The sequence below is a fragment of the Vreelandella boliviensis LC1 genome (genome assembly GCF_000236035.1).
Taxonomy (GTDB): domain Bacteria; phylum Pseudomonadota; class Gammaproteobacteria; order Pseudomonadales; family Halomonadaceae; genus Vreelandella; species Vreelandella boliviensis.
In genome coordinates, this window is record NZ_JH393257.1 from 1,404,250 (window position 1) to 1,425,609 (window position 21,360).

Sequence of the window (21,360 nt, forward strand, 5' to 3'; positions counted from 1 at the left end):
GGATTTGGCTCGCAAGCCTTTCGATTCTCATCGCTGGCGTCTTTCATGCTGTAGCCTTGGCGTATCAGCGCCATAAGGGCCATTTTCCATGCACGAACCGTCGGTTTATAGCGGCGTTAGTTTGGCAAAACCGAGCACTAGCCATTTGACCCCTTCGCCTTCAAAGCTTACCTGTACCCGGGCGCGGGCACCTTCGCCTTCCGCGTTAAGAATAATCCCTTCGCCAAATACCGGGTGCTCCACTCCCTGGCCGACATGAAGGCTGGGTATGTCGCCGTCACTTTCGATGCTCTGCTGGGCAAAGGAGGTACGCGACGCGGTGACCGGGCGGGAAATATGCCCGCGCAGACGGACTTCTTCGAGTAGGTGCGGCGGCAGCTCGCGTAAGAAACGCGATGGGCGTGGGAACACCTCTTTGCCGTGCAGGCGGCGGGTTTCGGCGTGTGTGAGGTAGAGCTTCTGCATGGCGCGGGTGACGCCGACGTAACAGAGTCGCCGCTCCTCTTCGAGCCTGCCCGGCTCCTCCAGCGACATCTTGTGAGGAAACAGCCCTTCCTCGACGCCAGCAATAAACACCACCGGGAACTCTAGGCCCTTTGCCGAGTGTAATGTCATCAGCTGTACGCTATCCTCAAACTCTTCGGCTTCGTGGTCGCCAGCGTTAAGGGCGGCTTCAGACAGAAACGCTTCCAGCGCCGCCATGCCTTCGCCCGCCTCAGGCGCTTCAAACACATCGCCTTGGGTAAAAGCGCGGGCGGCGTTGACCAGCTCTTCCAGGTTTTCGACCCGTGCCTGGCCTTTCTCGCCGCGCTCGCTTTTATGATGTTCAATCAGGCCGGTGTGGATCGTCACATGGTCGATGATTTCGTGCAACGCCATGCCCGAGCAATCATTATCCAGCTGCTCAATCAGGTTGGCGAAGGCTTGCACCGCGTTGGCTGCGCGGCCTTTTAAGGTGCCGTCGTTAATTGAATCGTGGAGCGCCTGCCACAGCTGAATGCCCTGTTCACGGGCGCGCAGGCGGACAATCTCCACCGTGCGTGTGCCGATACCGCGGGTAGGTACGTTAATGACACGCTCCAGGGAGGCGTCGTCGTCGCGGTTGAGCATCAGGCGCAGGTAGGCCAGGGCATTTTTGATTTCTAAGCGTTCATAAAAACGGTGGCCACCGTAAATACGGTAGGGCATACCCTGGCGAATCAGCGTCTCTTCCATCAGCCGCGACTGGGCATTGGAGCGGTAAAGAATAGCGATGTCGCGGCGGTTAAAGCCTTCGTCGACTTTCTCTTTGATGGTATCGACAATATAACGGGCTTCTTCCAGGTCGTTAAACCCGGCGTAGATCGAAATCGGCTCGCCTTCGATGCCGTCGGTCCACAGGTTCTTGCCCATGCGCTCGCTGTTATGGCTGATCAGCGTATTGGCAGCTTCCAGAATCGCGCTGGTGGAGCGATAGTTCTGTTCAAGCCGCACGGTGTGGGTTTGCGGGAACTCATGCTCAAAGCGGCTGATATTTTCAACTTTGGCACCGCGCCAGCCGTAGATTGATTGGTCGTCATCGCCTACCGCAGTCATCGGCGTCTGCATGCCGGTGAGCAGTTTTAGCCAGGCGTATTGCAGCGTATTGGTATCTTGAAACTCATCCACCAGTACGTGACCAAAGCGCTCCTGGTAGTGCTTCAGCAGCGGCGGGTTATCGCGCAGGAGCTCCAGGCTTCTGAGCAGCAGCTCGCCGAAATCAACCAAGCCACCGCGCTCGCAGGTGAGCTGGTAGCGCTCGTAGAGCTCGACCATCTGGCCCATGTAGGCATCGCCGTCCACGTTAACCTGGTGGGGGCGAAGGCCCTCTTCTTTACAACCGGAAATAAAGTGCTGCACCTGGCGCGGCGGGAAGCGTTCGTCATCGATGGAGTAGTCTTTCAGCAGCCGCTTGACCAGGCGAAGCTGATCGTCGGAATCGATGATTTGAAAGTGTTGCGGCAGCTTGGCGTCCTGCCAGTGAGTGCGTAGCAGGCGGTGGGCGATGGAGTGAAAGGTGCCCACCCAGACATGGCGCATCGAGATACTAAGTAGCGCCTCGAGGCGAGTACGCATTTCCTTGGCGGCTTTATTGGTAAAGGTAACTGCTAGCAGTGCGTATGGTGATAGCCCTTCGGCCTGCATCAGCCAGGCGATGCGATGCACCAGCACACGGGTTTTACCGGAGCCAGCGCCTGCGAGCACCAACAGGTTGCCTTGGGGGGCGCTCACTGCTTCGCGCTGGGCGGAGTTGAGTTGATCGAGAATCGCCGTGACGTCGTCCATATAAGCCGCTGCCGGATCAAAAAATAGGCGGCTAGTCTAGCACAGCCAGCGAACTGGCTGTGTATACAGGTTAACGATTAAGATTCTTCAGGAAAGCGCAGCGTGTTAAGGCTCTTTTTAACCGCTTTAAGCTGTTCGGCGAGTTTCGGGCCGCGGGTTTTGGCGACGCCCACGGCAAGCACGTCAATTAGCACCAAGTGTGCAATGCGTGAGCTAAGCGGGGTATAGATCTCAGTATCTTCATGGACATCAATATATAGCGGCAGGCTGACCTCCTCGGCGAGCGGTGAGCCGCTGGGGCAGAGGCCAATCACCGTCGCGCCCGCTTCACGGGCCAAGCGCACGCTGGCAACCAGCGCTTTGGTGCGACCGGTTTGCGAAATCGCCACTACCACGTCGCCATCGTTCAAGGTCACTGCCGACATATTCTGCATATGCGGGTCGGCGTAGGCCGAAGTGGAAATTTGTAGGCGGAAAAATTTGTGCTGGGCATCAAAGGCCACGGCGCCGGAAGCCCCAAAGCCATAGAACTCAACCCGGTTGGCCATCGCGAGGGCGTTTACCGCACGGCCCAGCGCTTCGTTATCCAGCCGGTCACGCACTGAAAGCAGCGTGCCCACGGTCGAGTCAAAGATACTGTGGGAAAACTCAGCGACCGAGTCGCTATCGTTCATGGAGAACTGCGCAAACTGACTGCCGCTGGCCAGCATTTGCGCCAGCTGTAGCTTGAAGTCCTGAAAGCCATTGCACCCCAGCGCACGGCAAAATCGCACCACGGTAGGTTCGCTAACGGTGGCTTCGGTGGCCAGATCCACAATGCGCATGTGGATGACCTCTTCGGGGTTGCGCAGTACAAACCGCGCCACTTTTTGCTCGGAGCGTCGAAAGTGCTCCATGCGGCGTCTCATCTCATCGAACAGGGCGCGACTCACGTTCAGCTCCTTGGGTGCTCAACTAACAGGTATCCAACAGTATGCCAATATACGATCGTTTGAAACGACCGTTTCTGCCTATCTGCTCATTGTTATGCTTTGCGTTATTTCAATGCTGATGATCACAGTATGCCTCAATGAGTGGATAGGGCCACTAACTATCGGGCCGTGTTTCGTCAGCGTTTAAAGGTCGTTTGTCAGTTTTTTTAAGATTGGTCATCATTTTGTCAAGTAGGTTATAGTAATAATTGAAGTGCCGCACTGCATCATAACAGTCGTCACGGATGCAGGTGGACGAAGGCATATTCATCTGGAGGAACGTCGATTATGAGAAACGTCGAACGAATCACCTCGGTTAAAAGCGAATTGCTCGATATCTTTATGAGTATGGAAGTGGATGAGCATGTTCAGCGCCAGCGCAGCGCAGCCCAACGCAGCTTAAGAGCGCGGCGTGGTATTGAGCTTCATCGGGAGTTTCAGAAGTTATCGCGGGATATCGCCCCCTTGGCCGATGAAGATCGGCAAGAGAGCGAATTGCACTAAGTGTTAATAGCCAATGTAGGCGTTTAAGGAACACTGTTTAATGGAGTACAGGCCCTGCTATACAATCAGCAGGGCGCATGCTGGCTTGGCTAAAACAGCCCTAGTGCTAGATAAGTCCAGCTACAAAGACCGTGATGACGGCCAGTGGGGCTACGTATTTTGCAAGCAAGTTCCATAGGCTGTAGTCGTATACATCCATATTAAGCTCTCTGCGCGATTCTTCTTTATCCAGGCAGGTAGCAAAAAACACGATGGCACCCAAGCCCGTCAACGGCAGTAGGATTTTGCTGGTAAAGGTATCCAACAGGTCAAAAATATTGAGGCCCAAGAACAGCACCTCAGACCACACGTTGAATGATAGCAGCGCCGCGACGCCTAATAGCCAAACAGCAATACCGCTTACCAGTGTGGCTACTATGCGGCTCATGGGCGTGCGTTCTTCCAGCGTTTCCACAACGGGTTCGAGTAGTGAAATCGCTGAGGTCAGCGCAGCAAATGTTAATAGCAGGAAGAACATCAGACCCAGAATCGTACCGCCCGCCATATTACCGAAAGCCAGTGGCAGCGTGACAAAGATCAAGCCAGGTCCTTCACCCGCGCTTAAGCCATTGGCAAATACAATCGGGAAGATCGCTAAGCCAGCTAGCAGCGCAATGGCAGTGTCTAAAATAATAACGGTACGTGCCGTGCTGATCAGGTTAACGTCTTCACCTAGGTAGGAGCCGTAAGCCATCATAATGCCCATACCTAACGACAGAGTGAAAAAGGCTTGGCCCATTGCGGCCAACACGACGCCACCTGTTAACGCACTCCAATCTGGGCGGAACATAAAGGCCAGCGCTTCGCCGAAATAGCCGCTTGTCATGCCGTAGCCGACCAGTACTATCATCAAAATGATAAGTGCAGGCATCATCAGACGAGCGGCGCTCTCCAAGCCTTTGGTGACCCCGCGAGCCACAATGCCAACGACTAGCACCATAAACGCCGTGTGCCATAGCAGTAGTGTGGTAGGGCTGCCAAGCATACCTCCAAACAGCGCGCTAATACTGTCAGCATCTTGGCCATCAAAGGAACCGAGTACCGAGCTTAAGGTGTAGTTTAGTGACCAGCCACCGATAACGCTGTAAAACGACAAAATCAAAAAGGCCGCCAACACGCCGCTAATACCGATTAGCGCCCAGGCTGGGGATTTGCCATGATTAGCGGCCAGCTCTGCCATGGTATTGATAGGATTTTTCTGACCGCGGCGGCCAATCATCCACTCTGCTACCAAAATGGGTAAGCCTACTAACGCTACACACGCTAAGTAGACCAACACGAACGCGGCACCACCGCTATCGCCCACCATGTAAGAAAATCGCCAAATATTCCCGAGACCAACCGCTGAGCCAGCAGCGGCCAGCACAAAAGTCATCCGAGATGACCATTGTGCATGTGCAAGTTTTGCCATGACACACCTTCTTTTAATCAGTTGTAATGAGTATTTCGGTGCGATACACCGTTTTTTCGGAAAAATGAGTCGTTGTCGGCGTCTTTTTCCGAAAGTAAGCGCAATTTATCTGATCGAAAGGAAGCATGCCAGTTAGCCCACCTAAAAAGGCGCACTAAAACAGCTGGCTTTGCTTTTCACCGGCGAAGGGGCCAAGTGGGGGCAATGGCGTTACTTCTTCTAGCGCGTTATAGAGTAAACGGGCCATGTGGGGAGACTCGCGGTTATCCGCAGTATGCACAAATAAGAAAGGGGTTTTCCCCTGATTTATCCACAGCTTTAGGCGGTCTTTCCAGGCGGTGAAGTAGCTGCTGTTAATCGTTTTGTCAATATGGCCAATGAAACGAATCACCGGATAATTTGCCGTGGAAAGCACGTGTAGTGGGAGTTTCGGCTTTTCTTGCTGAGCGTTGGCCAGGCCCACGTGACCATTTGCCGGGGTTGAGAAGAGCGGGCGCACGTCGAGCATCACTCGGTTGGCCGAATAAGTTATCAACAGGCGGTTAAGGGCCATCTCGGCGGCCCCTTTGTGGAAAAACTCTGGGTGGCGAACCTCGACCGCACAAGGTAAATGAACGGGCCAAGCGGCGAGTAGCGCTTCAAGCTGGGGAAGCTCTTGTGGGCCAAAATCCCGCGGTAGTTGCACCATGGTTGGCCCAAGGCGGTCGTGAAGCGGTTCTAGCGCCGCTAAAAATGCCCAAGCGTCTTCCAGGCGCGTTAACCGCTGATCGTGGGTGATGCTGGCAGGTAATTTAAAACAAAAGCGAAAGGGGGGCAGTGCCTGGCGCGCCCAGGCGGCAATGGTCTCCGGCTTGGGGGTGCCGCTATAAAAGGTCGTATTGCCCTCTACGCTGGAAAACACCGCGGCGTAATCGCTTAACAGCTCGGTTTTGGCATGGCGTGGGTAAAGGTTGCCTAACCAGTCTTGATTGGCCCACATAGGCAAGCCTAGATAAAGAGGAAGCGTCATGGGTGCCAGCCTACGTCAACAAGATCAAGTGCTAATGTAACAGGTTCAGAGCCCTGCCCGTTAAGCGCTGATGGTGGCTTTTATATGGTTTTTATTTATAGCAAGGCGCGGAAAAAGTGAAATTGTTAAGACGCCGATAGCGCTACTATGTAGGTATAGCCCTTTATGGGCAGGTATAGTCGTTTACGAATAGGGCAGCCCGATGAGTTCAGTTTACGTTAGCAGTGATGAAATCCGCGACCAGTTTTCCCGTGCGATGTCGGCAATGTATCAGCAGGAGGTGCCGCAATACGGCACCTTGCTGTCGCTGACAGAGGCGGTTAACCAAGCGGTGTTAGCCGCTAATCCTGGGCTAAATAGTCAACTGCAAAATAGTGATGAGCTAGCGCGTATCAACGTTGAACGCCACGGTGCTATTCGTGTGGGCAGCCCGGGCGAGCTTGCTATGCTGCGGCGAATGTTCGCCGTAATGGGTATGGAACCAGTAGGCTACTATGATCTAGCCGCGGCGGGCGTGCCGGTTCACTCCACCGCGTTTCGGCCGGTGTCGGATGAGGCGCTTAAGCGTAATCCCTTTCGTGTGTTTACCTCGTTACTGCGCCTTGAGCTGATTGAAAAAGTGGAGCTCAGAGAGCAGGCGAGTGAGATTTTAAAAGCCCGCGATATCTTCACCGCTAACGTCAAAGTGCTTATTGAGCGTTTTGAGCAACAGGGCGGCCTAAGTGCCTTTGATGCCGAGCAGTTTGTGCAGGAAGCGTTGGAAACGTTCCGCTGGCACGACAACGCCACGGTCGATTTGGCTACCTATGAGCGTTTGCATGATGAGCACCGCTTAATCGCCGACGTGGTCTGTTTCCGCGGCCCGCACATTAACCACCTAACGCCGCGAACCTTAGATATTGATGAAGTTCAGCGGCGTATGCCGACCGTCGGCATTGACCCTAAAGTGACTATTGAAGGCCCGCCGCGTCGCGACTGTCCCATCCTACTACGCCAAACCAGCTTCAAAGCACTGGAGGAGACGATCGCTTTCGCGGACGCTGCTGAGGGTAAACACACCGCCCGCTTTGGCGAAATCGAACAGCGCGGCATCGCCTTAACGCGCAAAGGGCGCGAGCTATATGACCAACTGCTAGCAGTTGCCAAGGAAAGCGCACCCGCAGTAGCTAATAATGATGCCCATCAAGCGCATTTATCTGACGTGTTTAAAGCGTTTCCCGATGCATATGAAACCCTGCGCTGTGAAGGGTTAGCGTTTTTCCACTATCAGGCGGTGCAGGGTGGATCTGTTCAAGGGCCGATTTCAGTTGAGCAGGTGGAAAGCCTAATCGAGCAGGGCGCTCTTAGCGTTATCCCCATGATTTATGAAGATTTCTTGCCCGTAAGTGCAGCCGGTATTTTTCAGTCCAACCTGGGTGGAAGCAGTCACGACCACTACGCCAGCAGCGCAAGCCAGCAAGAGTTTGAACAGGCGTTAGGGAGTGCTGTAATCGATGAAATCGCGCTGTATGCCCAGCGCCAACAGGCATCGCTTGAACAGGCGCTGGCGCAACTGTCGGGTTAAGTGCTAGAACAGGCTATATCGGCGATTTATCCCCTAATACATAAGGTTGAAGAGAGTTATGAGTCAAGGAAAGGTATTGGTATTACATGGTCCCAATCTAAACTTGCTGGGTAGCCGTCAGCCAGAGATATACGGGTACGAGACGTTAGACGATGTGAATAACCTCTTGCGTGAGAAAGCGGTGATGGCCGACTGGGACATCCATTGTCTACAAAGTAACCATGAAGGCGAACTGATTGATGCCATCCATGCCGCGCGCCTGGATGGCACCCATGCAATTATTATCAACCCTGCTGCCTATACACATACGTCTGTCGCTATTCTTGATGCCCTCAATGCTTTTGAGGGAAAAGTGGTTGAGGTGCATTTGTCCAATGTTCACAAGCGCGAAGCCTTTCGCCATCACTCCTATGTATCGCTACGCGCCGATGGCGTGATAGCAGGATTAGGCGTGCAGGGTTATCGCGCGGCGCTAGAGGCGGTGATAAGGGCATTTCAGGCTTGAGCCTAGGCTTTGATGTGATAAGGGCATTTCAGGCTTGAGCCTAGGCTTTGATTATCCGTTCAGTGCTACTAAGCAAAACGGGGTGCCTCATAAGGCACCCCGTTTTGGTGTTTACAACGTAGCAACGCCTGTCTGCTAGGCGCTCTTCTTAATGGTCTTGCTGTCTTTTTGCTTGCTATCTGGTGTTTTGCTGTCGTTAGCATCGCTGGGTTGCGGTAACGATGGCAGTGATTTAGCCAGCATTTCAACGCTGTGGCGGTAGTAGAGCTGGCTCTTATTATGCTCGCCAAGGCTTGCATAGAGGCGGGCGAGCTCGGCGCATACTTCGCCATTGGGGCGCTGCCGCTGGCTGGTTTCAAAGTACTCTAGTGCCTTTTGCCATTGGCCGGTGCGCAACGAGAGGCGACCACAAGTAAGCAGTAGCTCGGGGTCGTTGGGGCGCTCCTGCAGCCATTTTTCGGCTTTTACAAGTTGGCGAGCGGCGTCCACATTTAGCAGGCCGTAGCGTTTTACTAAACGTGCGTCCCAATGGTTATCCAACGAGTGGTTGAGCAGACGTTCGGCGATCGGCTCTTCGTTGGCCTGAATCAGCGCCTCGGTATAGAGTACGATCAGCTCGGTATTGCCACGCAGATAGTCGGGCATATCGGCCCAAAGGCCACGTACCCGCTCAATATTGGTAGGGTTTTGGGCTTCAAACACGATCAGCTCGCGGTAGGCTTTAAACTCCAACTGGTCACGCTCTTGCTGAGAGATCAGCTTCTGCGCCGCCAAACGTGGAATCAAACGCCGTAAGCCTTCCCAATCGTTGACGCTTAAATGCACCTGCTTTAGTAGCTTGAGCACCTGAGGGTGGTTAGAGAGTTTCTTATCCAGGCGATTAAGAATCGCCAGCGCTTCTTCCGGCTGCTGACGCTCAATCATCATTTGCGCCTGCATCAAGCCAACGGCCGTTTCGGCGCCGTCGGTAGTTAGCTGGGCTTGGTTCAGGTGCTCCTGGGATTTCGTGTGGTGGCCCTGGTAGTGGGCGGCCAGCGCTGCGGATAGGTAGTTGACTAGCGGTGTGCTGGAATCATCGGCGGCGTTAACCAGTGTTTTTTCGGCTTTTTTCCAGCGGCCTTCGGTCAGCGCTACCAAACCACGCACGGTGCGCTGCATGGCGCGACGGTTACGGGCGCGGCTGTTCCAGCTGCGAAAACGCCCCATGGGGCGAATAATGCCGCTGAGTAAGCGCAGTACAAAGTGTAGGACGATAAAGGCGGCAAACAACAGGACTAGACCAAACCAAAACGATGTTTGGATGGAAGAGTCGCCCACGCGGATCAGCCAGTAGCCGGGCACCGACATCATCAGGTGCCCAAACAGGGCCCCGACGGCGAGGCCTGCGACAATGAGGAGAACAAGCTTTCTCATGAATCACCTCCGCTTTGGCCACGCGTCTCATAGCGGTTCTCGATAAAGCGTGCGAGCGCCTGCTGTGAAGCACTGATATCGGGCAGCTCCGGTTTAACCTCGGCTTGTTGCAGTTCTTGAAGGCGCGTAATAACGCTTTGCGTCTCTTCGCGAGAGGTGTCGTAGTAGTCGTTCAGGAGCTGTAGCGCTTTGTCGATACTCGCGTCATAAAGCTCTTTCTCTTCGTTTAGCAGGGCTAACTGGGTCTGCTCAAGCACCAAGCGCAGGCTTTGGCGAAGATAAGACTCTTGCTCTGGGGTAATGAGTGCTTCTAGCGCTTCGTCGTGATGGCGAATCACCACCAAGTCTTTGAGCTGTTCACCGAAGCGCGCCAACTGGCGTTGGAAGGTACCGGTAGGCGGCTGTTCGACGCTCGAGGTCACAGGGCGCTCCTCAATTTCCTGGGAGAGGCGCAGGGAGGAAATCCGCTCTTGCTGGGCATTGAGCGCTAAGTAGAGACCGGTGCGGTCAATACGGGGAACGGCGTCCAGGGCGGCTAGCTCACTGGCAATCGCTTCGCGTACGGGTGTTAAAGCAGGGTTGTCGGCATCGAGCAAGCGAGCATCGGCGGTACGCAGCAGCGCTGCCGCGCCATCTACATCGCCTTCAAGCTGTAGGCGCTGGTTGGCCAAACGCAGCAGGTAAGCTGCTTCGGCATGCAGCCACTCGCGCTCGTCGGTGTCCTGCTCTTGAGAGAGCTGATCCAGCACTTGGCCCAGGGTCCCATCGACGTCGCTGCGGTAGCTGTCAAATTCATCACGCAGGTCACCCAAAGTGCTCTGCAGCGCTTCATCGCGCTCGGCTTCACCGCTATCTATGCGTGATTCAAGGTCGCTAACCGCCTGTTGCGAGGCGCTACCTTCAGCCTGTTGCGCCAGTTCGTCGAGGCGCTGCTGTTGACTATCCAGGCGTTGCCAACCTTGCCAAGCGACGAACGCCAAGGCAATCGCCAGGATAATCACCAGGGCAATCGCAAGGCCGCCACTTTTGCCACCCCCGCTTTTGCCACCACTGCTCTGGCCATTGCCTTTGTGGCCGGTGGGCGGTGTGGTGCCCGCCGATGATTTGTCGCTGGTCGACTTTGACGAGGTGGCGCTTGAAGATAGCGAGCTAGAGGCTGACCCACTTGAGGAAGAGGGGCTTGGTTGAGCTGCACTCGGTGAAGGTGAGGTCACGCTGCTGGCGCTCTCTTTAGGCGTGCTAGGGGCGCTCGCACTGCTTGTCGTGGTATCTGCCGGTTTAGCCGTGCTGGTAGCGCTGCTAGCAGCGGTTGAACTCGCAGCTGACGAGCCCTTTCCACGCCGCCGCGACCGACTATTTTTAGCACCACTTTGAGCAGGTGAAGTTGAGCTCGGTGGTGTGGTCGGCGTACTGGGTTCAGTCGCGTCGGTCGTGGAAGCTGCTTTGTCGGTCGTTTTAGGGACGCCTTGAGAGGCATCGGTGGACGTCGGTTGTACATCGTCCTGATCGTTTACTTGTTTGCTCATGTGTCGCTAGCCCTTAGTAAGTTCCTTGATCGACATCGGCACCCTGTGGGTCGCAGGTCTCCAACGCCGCTATCAACGCAGCTGGCGTAGCTCCAGACGCCACCTTGAGGTCGCAAAAACCCAGTATGCCAGCCAGTGTAGCCAAACGGCGACTGGAAACGATTAGCGGTTGGTTCAAGGCCGCTTGATTGCACCATTTTGCCAGATGTTCCAGCAGTTCGCTGCTGGTGACGATCAACGCCCGGTAATTACCTGAAGAAAGGCGCGTTTGCAGATCAGGTGCTAGGGGGTGAAAAGTGCGTCGATACACTGCCACGCGAGTCACTTGTGCCCCCCGCTCGGCAAGCGTTTCAGCGAGCAGCGGGCGGCCACCTTCGCCCGCCACCAGTAGAATACGCTGGTGCGCTAACTGTTGGAGTGAGGCAAGCGCAAGCAGTGCTTCGCTGGTATCTTCACCCGCACTTGGCGAAGGCACATGCACGCGGACACCCAACTGATCATAAAGTGTCGCCGCGGTGGCGCTGCCAACGCTGTAGTAGTCAATGCCAATAGGCAGCTGTGGCCAGAAGCGATCCATCGCTTCGCTTAAGCAAGAGGCCGCAAAGGGACTGATGACTATTATCTTATGGTACTGATCAATATCCAGCCAGATACGTCGCATTTCGGGGTTTTCTGGCAAGGCTTCAAGTTGCATCACCTTGAGTGATTCAACGCTCTCGCCCCGCTCGCTTAGAGCAGCTGCCAGCGCTTCACCGCGCTCGCCGGGGCGACAGATCAGTACCGGTTGGCTCATATGGCGCGGCCGTAAACCTCGGCCAGAATATCGCCAGCGCCCTGGTCGAGCAGCTCTTCGGCAATGCGAATGCCCAGCGCTTCGGGCTCATGCATCGAACCGCGGCCTTCGGCGCGCAGCACTTCCGTGCCCTCTGGGTTACCGACTAAGCCGCGGAGCCACAGGGTTTCATTTTCAATATCCAGCACCGCGTGGCCCGCAATGGGTACTTGGCAGCCGCCCTCTAAACGCGTGTTCATGGCCCGTTCTGCACGCACGCGCGTCGCGGTATCAGCATCATCAAGCGGGGCTAACAAAGCAATCAGTTCGGGATCATGCAGGCGGCACTCAATGCCTAGGGCGCCTTGGCCGCAGGCGGGCAGGCACACTTCCGGCGGCAGTGCCTGGGCAATCCGTTCATTCAAGCCCAGCCGCTTGAGGCCGGAGGTCGCCAGGATGATGGCATCAAATTCGCCCGCGTCTAATTTACCTAGTCGCGTTTGCACGTTGCCGCGCAGGTTAAGAATTTGCAGGTCGGGGCGGGCTTCGCGCATCTGCAGCCCACGGCGTAAACTGGCGGTGCCAATGCGAGCCCCTTCGGGAAGTTCATCAATGCTAGAGTAGTGGTTGGATACAAACGCATCGGTAGGGTCGGCGCCCTCTAGGATGACCGACAGACCCAGCCCTTCGGGGAAGTGCATAGGTACATCTTTCATTGAGTGGACGGCAATATCGGCACGCCCATCCAGCATGGCATCTTCAAGCTCTTTGACGAACAGCCCTTTACCGCCAATTTTTGAAAGCGGTGTATCGAGAATTTTGTCGCCCTTGGTAGACAGTGCCACAAGCTCGACCTCAAGGCCGTTGTGGGCCGCCATTAAGCGGTCTCGAACGTACTCCGCCTGCCACATGGCCAATTGGCTTTTACGCGTGGCAATGCGCAGTTTTGTGATTGATAGCACGTTATTCTCCCTATACCGCAGACACGGCGAGTCAAGCTATGATAAGTGTCATCATAAAGCACCGAACGCCACAGTAAAAATAACGGAACTAATTATGCTCCCGTAATGTGTTTTATTCGTTCCCTAGGAAATCTTATGTCCTTAGTGTTACCCCACGGCCAGCTTGACCAGTTTTTCCTGCTTTCTCGGGATCTGTTCTGCTGTATCAACTTTGAAGGCACGCTGCTGCAAGTCAATCCAGCCTTCGAGACGCTACTGGGGTATTCGTCCGAAAAATTGATCGGTCGTGCCTGTGGCGTCGTCGTCAATCCCCTTGATCACCCGGTGATCGAGCGGGCGTTAAAGCGTATGCATCAAGGCGAAAAGGTTATCCCCTTTGAGGTGCGCGCCGTTTCCGCAACCGGCAAGCAGCATTGGTTAGAAATTACGCCTTCATTGGGAGAGGGGGTGATTTATGTGATCGCCCGGGTGATTACACGCCGTAAGGCAGCCGATGAGCAGTTGTTGCGCAACCAACGGCTATTCAAAATTGCCGGTGAAACCGCCCTGATTGGCGGCTGGTACGTGGACTTAGCAGGTGGTAAGCCTATCTGGTCGGATGAACTGAGCCATATTCACGGTATGCCTGCTGGGTTTCAGCCCAGCGTTGAGGAGGCGTTCGCTTTCTATGCACCTGAGTCACGGGAACGCCTAATGGCGGCATTTAAAGCCTGCTGTGAGTACGGCGTTAGTTTTGATGACGAGCTTGAGGTGATTACCCGCCAAGGTAGGCATCTGTGGGTGCGTGCGATTGGTAAAGCGGTGCGCGATGAAGAGGGCCGCATCATTCAGGTGCAGGGGGCGTCGCAGGATATTACTGAGCAAAAGCAGCTACGCGAAAACCTTACCCAGCTTGCGCACCGGCTTACCATGACCCTTGATAGCATCACCGACAGTTTCTTTACCCTGGATATTGATTGGCGTTTTAGTTACGTTAATCGTGAGGCTGAGCGCACGTTGAAGCGCCGTGAAGGCGAACTGCTAGGCCAGCACATTTGGCAGATATTTCCCGACGCTGTGGGCAGCAGATTTCAGAAAGAGTATCAGCGCGCCGCGAGCCAACAAGTAGCGGTACATTTTGAAGCGTTCAATCCCCGGCTTAATAGTTGGCTTGAGGTGCACGTATATCCGTCATCTGAAGGGCTTGCAGTCTATTTCCGCGATATTAACGAGCGTAAAGCGACCGAGCATCAGCTAAAACTGCTGGAGCGCAGCGTTGAGTCGAGCACCAACGGGGTAGTGATTGTAGATGCCCAGCGCAGTGACCTGCCTATGGTCTACGTTAACGCCGCCTTTGAGCGCATTACCGGTTATGCGCGTAACCAGGTGCTGGGGCACAACTGCCGTTTTCTCCAGGGTGACGAGACTGATCCCGCTACTATCAAACAGCTGCACGCAGGGATTGTCGAACAGCGCGAAGTGCATGTGGTCATCCGTAACTATCGGCGTGACGGCACGGTTTTTTGGAACGACCTGTACATTTCGCCCGTTCTTGATGAGAACGCTGAAGTGACCCACTTTATCGGCGTCCAGAACGATATCTCTGAACAGCGCGAATATCAGGCCCAGCTAGCCCATAACGCCCACCATGACGCCCTGACGGGGCTACCCAACCGTTTGCTGCTTGGTCAGCGCTTAGAGCAAGGATGTGTGTTGGCACGTCGCTACCAGCGCTACATAGCCGTGCTGTTTATTGACCTGGACGATTTTAAACCGATTAACGATACCTTGGGCCATGAGGTGGGCGACTTTATTCTGGTTGAGGTTGCCAAGCGGCTGGAAAATGAACTGCGCCCCTGGGACACCGTCGCGCGCTTTGGTAGCGATGAGTTCGTTGTGCTGCTGCCGGATCTAGCTCACCAAGATGATGTGATCCAAGTAGTAGAGCGCGTTCTTCGGGGGCTTTCACCGCCCTACTGGTATCGCGGCAGCGAGCTGCGTATTACCGCCAGTATCGGGATTGCCATCAATGATGGCAGCATGAAAAACCCACGCCAGCTTATCCAGCAGGCGGATTTGGCCATGTATAAGGCCAAGCGTCGGGGGCGTAATACCTACCACTGGTATACCGAAGACTTGAATCGCAAAGTGAGCGAAAGGGTCAGCTTACGCAGCGCGCTTCAGCAAGCCATTGAGCAGCAACAGTTTGAGCTTCATTATCAGCCGCAAATCCACGCGCCGAGCGGTCGTGTGGTGGGGGTTGAAGCGCTGATCCGCTGGCAGCATCCTGAGCGCGGCAATATCCCGCCGTCTGATTTTATTAGCCTTGCCGAGGATACCGGCCAGATTATTCCCATCAGCGAATGGGTGTTGGCCACCGCCTGCCGCGATGCCCAGCAGCTTAATGGCCTGGGGTTGGGCGAGATCACCATGGCGGTCAATATTTCACCTATGCAGTTTCAACGCCCCGGGTTCCTCGCCTCCATTGAGCAGGTGCTGGCGAGCAGCGGCCTAACGCCAGTGCTGTTAGAGCTAGAGCTTACCGAGGGGGTTCTGATGGATAGCGCCGAACAAGCGATCCAGGCGTTAAAGAACTTACGGGCGCTGGGCGTTCAGATTGCTTTAGACGATTTTGGCACCGGCTTCTCTAGCCTAAGCTATTTGAAACGCTTGCCGATTAACCGCATCAAGATTGACCGCTCCTTTGTGCGCGATGTGATCTCTGACCGCCACGATGCAGCTATTATCGATGGCGTGGTCGCCATGGCGGGAAAAATGGGGCTAGAGGTGCTGGTCGAGGGCGTAGAGACGGCAGAGCAGTTTGGCTATCTTCAACAGCGCCACTGCGACTACTTCCAAGGCTACTACTTTGCCCGGCCCATGCCCCTAGGTGCCCTGCGCGAATTTTTGCACAAACCACCTGCTGTCATAACGTCACACTCTCAGCCACCGCATAAATAAAAACGGCGTGCCGCTGACCGGGGCGACTCTGGTACACTTTCTGTTAACGACTCCTTTGTTTTGTTAGCAGGAAATATCTTCGATGAGCCAAGCCACGAATCAATCTTGGGGCGGTCGCTTTAGCGAGCCCACCGATGCCTTTGTTGCACGCTTCACCGCGTCCGTTAATTTCGACCAGCGCCTGGCCCCCCAGGACATCCAGGGGTCCATCGCCCACGCCACTATGCTGGCTCGGGTAGGCGTGCTCACCGATGACGAGCGTGATGCGATTATTAACGGTCTGAACGAGATTCAGGGCGAAATCGAGCGCGGCGAATTTAACTGGTCGGTGCCGCTGGAAGATGTGCACATGAACATCGAAGCGCGGCTGACCGAAAAGATCGGCATTACCGGTAAAAAACTCCACACCGGGCGTTCGCGTAACGACCAGGTCGCCACCGATATCCGCTTGTTTATGCGCGATGAGATAGACGTTATCGAAGTGGAGCTGAAACGCCTGCGTGAAGGCATGATCGAACTGGCGGATCGTGAAGCTGAGACGATTATGCCCGGTTTTACCCACCTGCAAACTGCCCAGCCGGTCACCTTTGGCCACCATATTCTAGCTTGGCAAGAGATGTTGGCTCGCGACCACGAACGCCTGTTGGACTGCCGCAAGCGCGTCAACGTCATGCCGCTGGGTGCCGCCGCACTAGCCGGCACCACCTATCCGATTGACCGTCATGTGACCGCAGAGCTTCTGGGCTTTGACCGCCCCACGGAGAACTCCCTGGACGCGGTCTCAGATCGTGACTTCGCCATCGAATTCACCAGCTTTGCCAGCATTCTATTGATGCACCTGTCGCGCATGAGCGAAGAACTGGTGCTGTGGACCAGCGCCCAGTTCAACTTTATCGATCTGCCTGACCGCTTCTGCACCGGCTCATCCATCATGCCGCAGAAGAAAAACCCTGACGTGCCAGAACTGGTGCGCGGTAAAACCGGTCGTGTTTATGGCCACCTGATGTCGCTGTTAACGCTGATGAAGTCGCAGCCGCTGGCCTACAACAAAGACAACCAGGAAGATAAAGAGCCGCTGTTCGATGCGGTAGATACCGTGCGTGATTGCCTAAAAGCCTTCGCCGATATGGTGCCCGCGATTGAGCCCAAAAAAGCCAGCATGTATGAAGCGGCACGGCGTGGTTTCTCCACTGCGACTGACTTGGCCGACTACCTGGTGCGTAAAGGCGTGGCCTTCCGCGATGCCCACGAAATCGTCGGACAGTCGGTGGCCTATGGTCTTAAAAGCGAAAAAGACCTGTCTGAGATGAGCCTGGATGAGCTCAAACAGTTCTCCGATACCATCGAGCAGGATGTGTTCGAGGTGTTAACCCTGGAAGGCTCAGTTGCCGCGCGTAACCATATTGGCGGCACCGCGCCCAACCAAGTGCGGGCAGCTGCACAGCGAGCGCGTGAGACGCTGAGTGCGCTCAAGGCGGGCGCATGAAAACGTTGGCAATCATGACCCTTACGGTGTTGCTGTTAACCGGATTGGCAGGCTGTGGGCAAAAAGGGCCGCTTTATCTGCCGGAAGATGCACCCGCTGACGAGCAGCCTGCCCAGCCGTCTGAATAGAGAGCTGCAGGCCCAGGACGCAGGTTCATAATAAGGGGAGAGCACCATGGATTACTTTAATTACCGCGATGGCGTGCTGTACGCCGAAGATGTGCCGCTGTCACGGATTGCCGACGAGTACGGCACGCCCTGCTACGTCTACTCAAAAGCGACCTTTGAACGACACTTTCGCGCTTATACCGAAGCACTGGGTGGTCACCCGCACCTGATTTGTTATGCGGTGAAGGCCAACTCCAATCTGGCCGTGCTGGGCCTGTTAGCCAAGCTGGGTGCAGGGTTCGATATTGTCTCCATCGGCGAGCTTGAACGCGTGCTCAAGGCGGGTGGCGACCCGGCAAAGGTGGTGTTTTCCGGGGTTGCCAAGCAGCCCCATGAAATGGTTCGTGCGCTGGAAGTGGGCATTAAGTGTTTTAACGTTGAGTCAGGCCCCGAGCTTGAGCGCTTGAATCGCGTCGCCGGTGAGCTGGGCAAAATAGCGCCGGTTTCGCTGCGGGTGAATCCGGATGTAGACGCGGGTACCCATCCATATATCTCCACCGGTTTGAAGGACAACAAGTTCGGCATCCCGGTGGATGAAGCAGTGACGGTTTACGAACTAGCCGCAAGCCTGCCCAATTTGCAGGTGAAAGGTCTCGACTGCCACATCGGCTCGCAGCTTACTGAGACTGCGCCGTTTTTAGATGCCCTTGATCGTTTGCTGGTGCTTATGGAGCGCCTGCGTGAGCGGGGAATCGAAATCGAGCACCTTGATTTAGGCGGTGGTTTAGGCGTGCCTTACCGCGATGAAAAACCGCCCCAGCCGTTTGATTACGCCAGCCAACTGCTGGCGCGGCTTTCCCGCTGGGAAGGCGGCGAAGCGCTTACGTTGCTGTTTGAACCTGGTCGTTCCATTGCTGCTAATGCCGGGGTAATGCTCACTCGGGTAGAGTTTCTCAAGCCCGGCGAGACCAAGAACTTCGCCATTGTCGATGCGGCCATGAACGACCTGATTCGCCCGGCGCTGTACCAAGCCTGGCAGGCGATTGTGCCGGTGGATACTCGCCAGGCGCGGGAAAGCGCCCTCTACGACGTGGTGGGCCCGGTGTGTGAAACGGGCGACTTTCTGGGTAAAGAGCGCGAGCTGGCGATTGCCGAAGGTGATCTGCTGGCGGTGCGTTCTGCGGGTGCCTACGGTTTTGTTATGGCGTCGAACTACAACAGCCGCCCGCGTGCCGCCGAGTTAATGGTCGATGGCGACAGCTGCCACCTAGTGCGCGCGCGGGAAACCGTTGCCAGTCTATGGGCGGGTGAAGCGCTGCTGCCCGAAGGGGGGCGCTAATGCTGTTACACTTCACCAAAATGCATGGCCTGGGCAATGACTTTGTCATGGTGGATCTGGTCACTCAGCGCGCGCGGCTGGACGAAGCGCAAATTCGCGCGCTAGCTGACCGACGCTTTGGCATTGGCTTTGACCAGCTATTGGTGGTCGAACCGCCCCGGGATCCGGAGATGGATTTTCGCTACCGCATTTACAATGCCGACGGCAGTGAAGTGGAAAATTGCGGTAACGGCGCGCGCTGTTTTGCTCGCTTCGTGCGCGACCAGCGGCTAACCCATAAGCATGAAATTCATGTGGAAACTGCCGGTGGGCCCTTGGTACTCACCGTTCAGCACGATGGTATGGTACGAGTGGACATGGGCCGCCCGCGGTTTAGCCCTCTGGCGCTGCCGTTCGATGCGCCAGGGGACCAACCGCTGCACCAGCTAGTAGTGGGCGATGAAACGCTGCAGATCGGCGTGGTCTCTATGGGCAACCCCCACGCGGTGATTCAGGTCGCCAATGTGGATGATGCCCCGGTCGAACGCCTCGGGCCTTTAGTAGAGGCGCATCCGCGTTTTCCCAAGCGTGTTAACGTGGGCTTTATGCAGGTGCTCTCGCCCAGTGAAATTCGTTTGCGCGTGTATGAACGCGGCAGCGGTGAAACGCTGGCCTGCGGTACCGGTGCCTGCGCCGCGGTGGCCAGCGGCATTCGCCAGGGGCTGCTGAAAAGTCCCGTAAAAGTCCATTTACCCGGTGGAGAGCTCAGCATTGAGTGGCCTGACCCTGAAGGGGCGCTAACGATGGTGGGGCCAGCTACACGCGTCTTCGATGGCCGCGTAGCACTTAATTAATTCGAGGAGAACGGCGATGTCACAAGCCCCCGAACCCCGCAAAACGCTCGAGCCTGATCAAGTGGCGTTTTGGTTGGCGCGCCATCCCGATTTTTTCGTTGGCCGCGAAGGGCTGCTCCAACAGCTGCAGGTGCCCCACCCGCATATCGACGGGGCGGTGTCACTGCTAGAGCGCCTGGTGTTAGACCTACGCAAGCGCGCTGAAACCGCTGAAGGTCGCCTGGAACACCTGCTGGAAACTGCCCGCCATAATGAGTCCCAGTACCGTCGGCTGCGCGAAACGTTGATAGCGCTAGTGGAAGCGCCAGATCGCGATGCGCTGGCGCAGGCGTTGGCCACCCAGCTCAGCGAGCGCTTTGAAACCCCCGCCATGGCGCTGTGGTGTCCAGCCACGTTAAGCGATAGTGAGCCGACGCCTCCTCAGCCGCCGCGCCATGTGCTTGATCAGCACGCCAGTACGCGGCTGTCGGCGCTGTTGGATGGCCGTACCAGCCGCTGCGTTAAGCTTAGCGTCAGCGACTGGAAATGCCTGCTGCCCCATGTTAAAGCGCCCCGTAAAGCGGGTTCCTGCGCTATTTCGCGCCTCTCCGCGGGCGATCCTTTGGGCTATTTGCTGCTAGCCAGCCCCAGCCCCGATGCTTACCGGGCCAGTATGGATACGCTGTTCACCGAGTACTTGGGCGATATCGTCGCGCGCCTGCTCGTTCGTCTGGGCGATCATGGTGAATGAGACGCCGCTGCTTGATACGCCGATAGCCAAGCGCGTTGAGGCCTTTCTAGCCGCGCTGGCGTCCCATGCTAGCCCTGCCACCGTAGAGGCTTATCGGCATGATCTCACCGCGCTGTGTAACTTCACCGAGCGTCGCGATGTGACGGATCCCGCGGCGTTAGATACCGCACTACTGCGGGCGTTTTTGGGGTCGGAACGCAGCCGGGGCTTGGCGCCTAGAAGCCTGGCTAGGCGTCGGGCGGCACTGTCACGCTTCGCCGATTACTTGGTCAAGCAGGGCGTGCTGGTCGATAACCCGGTGGGTTTACTACGCACGCCCAAGCAGCCCAGTCACCTGCCGCGCCCAGTGGATGTCGATGCCCTGGCGCGCTTTCTTGATACTCCACACGATGGCTCTCCATTGGGCGTGCGGGATCAGGCTATTCTAGAACTGTTTTACTCCAGCGGCCTGCGCTTAGCGGAGCTTGCGGCGCTTGATTTGGGCGATTTGCAAAACAGCCGGGTAAGGGTAATCGGCAAAGGCGGCAAACCGCGCCAGGTACCGGTAGGGCGTCGCGCCCAGCAGGCGCTGGCTGAGTGGCTGGGGTGCCGCTCAGCACTCGCACCCATTAACGAGCAGGCGCTATTTGTGGGCCAGCGCGGACAGCGCTTGGGCCATCGCGCTATTCAAAAGCGCTTAGCGCAGCTGTCGATTGCCCGCGGCTTGCCTGAACACCTGCACCCGCACCGTTTGCGCCACTCCTTTGCCAGTCACCTGTTGGAATCGAGCCAGGATCTGCGCGCCGTGCAGGAACTGTTAGGGCACGCCAATCTGTCGACCACGCAAATCTACACCCGACTTGATTGGCAGCATCTGGCGACCAGCTACGATGCCGCACATCCACGCGCTAAAAGAAGCCCCAATCCCAGAAACGGCGAAAACAGAAACAAATAGCCCAGGAGCAA

General features: G+C 56.1%; 18 protein-coding genes. 10 read left to right on the plus strand and 8 right to left on the minus strand.

What is annotated here, in order from left to right; genetic code table 11:
• Window positions 1–105: 105 nt before the first annotated feature.
• Window positions 106–2,304 carry a DNA helicase II gene (uvrD, locus tag KUC_RS06235; RefSeq protein WP_007112293.1) on the minus strand — a complete coding sequence of 733 codons (2,199 nt, stop codon included), beginning with the start codon at window positions 2,302–2,304 and terminating at the stop codon, window positions 106–108.
• A 77-nt stretch (window positions 2,305–2,381) separates the two neighbouring features.
• Window positions 2,382–3,236, minus strand: a complete 855-nt coding sequence (hexR, locus tag KUC_RS06240) for a transcriptional regulator HexR (protein ID WP_007112294.1) — start codon at window positions 3,234–3,236, stop codon at window positions 2,382–2,384.
• A 327-nt stretch (window positions 3,237–3,563) separates the two neighbouring features.
• On the opposite strand from hexR, the gene KUC_RS06245 reads away from it, so the two are divergent.
• Window positions 3,564–3,779 carry a PA3496 family putative envelope integrity protein gene (locus KUC_RS06245; protein WP_007112295.1) on the plus strand — a complete coding sequence of 72 codons (216 nt, stop codon included), beginning with the start codon at window positions 3,564–3,566 and terminating at the stop codon, window positions 3,777–3,779.
• A 106-nt stretch (window positions 3,780–3,885) separates the two neighbouring features.
• On the opposite strand, the gene KUC_RS06250 is transcribed toward KUC_RS06245, so the two are convergent.
• On the minus strand, window positions 3,886–5,229 hold the full coding sequence (locus KUC_RS06250; RefSeq protein ID WP_040479719.1) for a sodium-dependent transporter: 1,344 nt from the start codon (window positions 5,227–5,229) through the stop codon (window positions 3,886–3,888).
• Between the two features lie 154 nt (window positions 5,230–5,383).
• Complete coding sequence (locus KUC_RS06255; RefSeq protein ID WP_007112297.1) at window positions 5,384–6,238, minus strand: DUF72 domain-containing protein; 855 nt, start codon at window positions 6,236–6,238, stop codon at window positions 5,384–5,386.
• A 202-nt stretch (window positions 6,239–6,440) separates the two neighbouring features.
• On the opposite strand from KUC_RS06255, the gene hglS reads away from it, so the two are divergent.
• The gene (gene hglS, locus KUC_RS06260) at window positions 6,441–7,802 is read left to right on the plus strand and encodes a 2-oxoadipate dioxygenase/decarboxylase HglS (RefSeq protein ID WP_007112298.1); all 1,362 of its coding nucleotides are present in this window, start codon (window positions 6,441–6,443) and stop codon (window positions 7,800–7,802) included.
• Window positions 7,803–7,860: 58 nt separating this feature from the next.
• A complete protein-coding gene (gene aroQ, locus KUC_RS06265; RefSeq protein ID WP_040479722.1) occupies window positions 7,861–8,307 on the plus strand; it encodes a type II 3-dehydroquinate dehydratase in 447 nt (148 codons plus the stop codon).
• A gap of 135 nt (window positions 8,308–8,442) precedes the next feature.
• On the opposite strand, the gene KUC_RS06270 is transcribed toward aroQ, so the two are convergent.
• The 4 genes from KUC_RS06270 to hemC are packed head-to-tail and all read right to left on the minus strand — an operon-like array spanning window position 8,443 to window position 12,980.
• On the minus strand, window positions 8,443–9,720 hold the full coding sequence (locus KUC_RS06270) for a heme biosynthesis HemY N-terminal domain-containing protein (RefSeq protein WP_040479725.1): 1,278 nt from the start codon (window positions 9,718–9,720) through the stop codon (window positions 8,443–8,445).
• Window positions 9,717–11,246: a uroporphyrinogen-III C-methyltransferase gene (locus KUC_RS06275; RefSeq protein ID WP_040479730.1), complete on the minus strand. Its 1,530-nt coding sequence runs from the start codon at window positions 11,244–11,246 to the stop codon at window positions 9,717–9,719. The genes KUC_RS06270 and KUC_RS06275 overlap by 4 nt, the downstream gene beginning before the upstream one ends.
• Window positions 11,247–11,259: 13 nt before the next feature.
• A complete protein-coding gene (locus KUC_RS06280) occupies window positions 11,260–12,039 on the minus strand; it encodes a uroporphyrinogen-III synthase (RefSeq protein WP_007112304.1) in 780 nt (259 codons plus the stop codon).
• A complete protein-coding gene (gene hemC / locus KUC_RS06285; protein ID WP_007112305.1) occupies window positions 12,036–12,980 on the minus strand; it encodes a hydroxymethylbilane synthase in 945 nt (314 codons plus the stop codon). Before hemC ends, KUC_RS06280 begins: the two co-directional genes overlap by 4 nt.
• A gap of 135 nt (window positions 12,981–13,115) precedes the next feature.
• Here hemC and KUC_RS06290 point away from each other — a divergent pair, with 135 nt between their 5' ends.
• From KUC_RS06290 to KUC_RS06315, 7 genes are all read left to right on the plus strand, one after another.
• Complete coding sequence (locus KUC_RS06290; RefSeq protein ID WP_040479733.1) at window positions 13,116–15,920, plus strand: bifunctional diguanylate cyclase/phosphodiesterase; 2,805 nt, start codon at window positions 13,116–13,118, stop codon at window positions 15,918–15,920.
• An 82-nt stretch (window positions 15,921–16,002) separates the two neighbouring features.
• Window positions 16,003–17,406: an argininosuccinate lyase gene (gene argH / locus KUC_RS06295; protein WP_007112307.1), complete on the plus strand. Its 1,404-nt coding sequence runs from the start codon at window positions 16,003–16,005 to the stop codon at window positions 17,404–17,406.
• The gene (lptM, locus tag KUC_RS19280; protein WP_007112308.1) at window positions 17,403–17,534 is read left to right on the plus strand and encodes an LPS translocon maturation chaperone LptM; all 132 of its coding nucleotides are present in this window, start codon (window positions 17,403–17,405) and stop codon (window positions 17,532–17,534) included. Before argH ends, lptM begins: the two co-directional genes overlap by 4 nt.
• Window positions 17,535–17,580: 46 nt before the next feature.
• Window positions 17,581–18,852, plus strand: coding sequence for a diaminopimelate decarboxylase (gene lysA, locus KUC_RS06300; protein WP_007112309.1), 1,272 nt, complete (start codon window positions 17,581–17,583; stop codon window positions 18,850–18,852).
• Entirely contained in the window at window positions 18,852–19,685 is an 834-nt protein-coding gene (gene dapF / locus KUC_RS06305; protein WP_007112310.1) for a diaminopimelate epimerase, read from the plus strand. Before lysA ends, dapF begins: the two co-directional genes overlap by 1 nt.
• A gap of 16 nt (window positions 19,686–19,701) precedes the next feature.
• Window positions 19,702–20,415 carry a DUF484 family protein gene (locus tag KUC_RS06310; RefSeq protein ID WP_007112311.1) on the plus strand — a complete coding sequence of 238 codons (714 nt, stop codon included), beginning with the start codon at window positions 19,702–19,704 and terminating at the stop codon, window positions 20,413–20,415.
• On the plus strand, window positions 20,405–21,349 hold the full coding sequence (locus KUC_RS06315) for a tyrosine recombinase XerC (RefSeq protein WP_040479735.1): 945 nt from the start codon (window positions 20,405–20,407) through the stop codon (window positions 21,347–21,349). Before KUC_RS06310 ends, KUC_RS06315 begins: the two co-directional genes overlap by 11 nt.
• The last annotated feature ends 11 nt before the right edge of the window (window positions 21,350–21,360 follow it).

Coding starts and splice junctions, on each gene's coding strand:
- KUC_RS06245 (WP_007112295.1), top strand. CDS start 3,564: ATGAGAAACGTCGAACGAATCACCTCGGTTAAAAGCGAATTGCTCGAT.
- dapF (WP_007112310.1), top strand. CDS start 18,852: ATGCTGTTACACTTCACCAAAATGCATGGCCTGGGCAATGACTTTGTC.
- KUC_RS06280 (WP_007112304.1), bottom strand. CDS start 12,039: ATGAGCCAACCGGTACTGATCTGTCGCCCCGGCGAGCGCGGTGAAGCG.
- KUC_RS06255 (WP_007112297.1), bottom strand. CDS start 6,238: ATGACGCTTCCTCTTTATCTAGGCTTGCCTATGTGGGCCAATCAAGAC.
- KUC_RS06315 (WP_040479735.1), top strand. CDS start 20,405: ATGGTGAATGAGACGCCGCTGCTTGATACGCCGATAGCCAAGCGCGTT.
- lysA (WP_007112309.1), top strand. CDS start 17,581: ATGGATTACTTTAATTACCGCGATGGCGTGCTGTACGCCGAAGATGTG.
- aroQ (WP_040479722.1), top strand. CDS start 7,861: ATGAGTCAAGGAAAGGTATTGGTATTACATGGTCCCAATCTAAACTTG.
- argH (WP_007112307.1), top strand. CDS start 16,003: ATGAGCCAAGCCACGAATCAATCTTGGGGCGGTCGCTTTAGCGAGCCC.
- KUC_RS06275 (WP_040479730.1), bottom strand. CDS start 11,246: ATGAGCAAACAAGTAAACGATCAGGACGATGTACAACCGACGTCCACC.
- KUC_RS06250 (WP_040479719.1), bottom strand. CDS start 5,229: ATGGCAAAACTTGCACATGCACAATGGTCATCTCGGATGACTTTTGTG.
- uvrD (WP_007112293.1), bottom strand. CDS start 2,304: ATGGACGACGTCACGGCGATTCTCGATCAACTCAACTCCGCCCAGCGC.
- hglS (WP_007112298.1), top strand. CDS start 6,441: ATGAGTTCAGTTTACGTTAGCAGTGATGAAATCCGCGACCAGTTTTCC.
- lptM (WP_007112308.1), top strand. CDS start 17,403: ATGAAAACGTTGGCAATCATGACCCTTACGGTGTTGCTGTTAACCGGA.
- KUC_RS06290 (WP_040479733.1), top strand. CDS start 13,116: ATGTCCTTAGTGTTACCCCACGGCCAGCTTGACCAGTTTTTCCTGCTT.
- KUC_RS06270 (WP_040479725.1), bottom strand. CDS start 9,720: ATGAGAAAGCTTGTTCTCCTCATTGTCGCAGGCCTCGCCGTCGGGGCC.
- KUC_RS06310 (WP_007112311.1), top strand. CDS start 19,702: ATGTCACAAGCCCCCGAACCCCGCAAAACGCTCGAGCCTGATCAAGTG.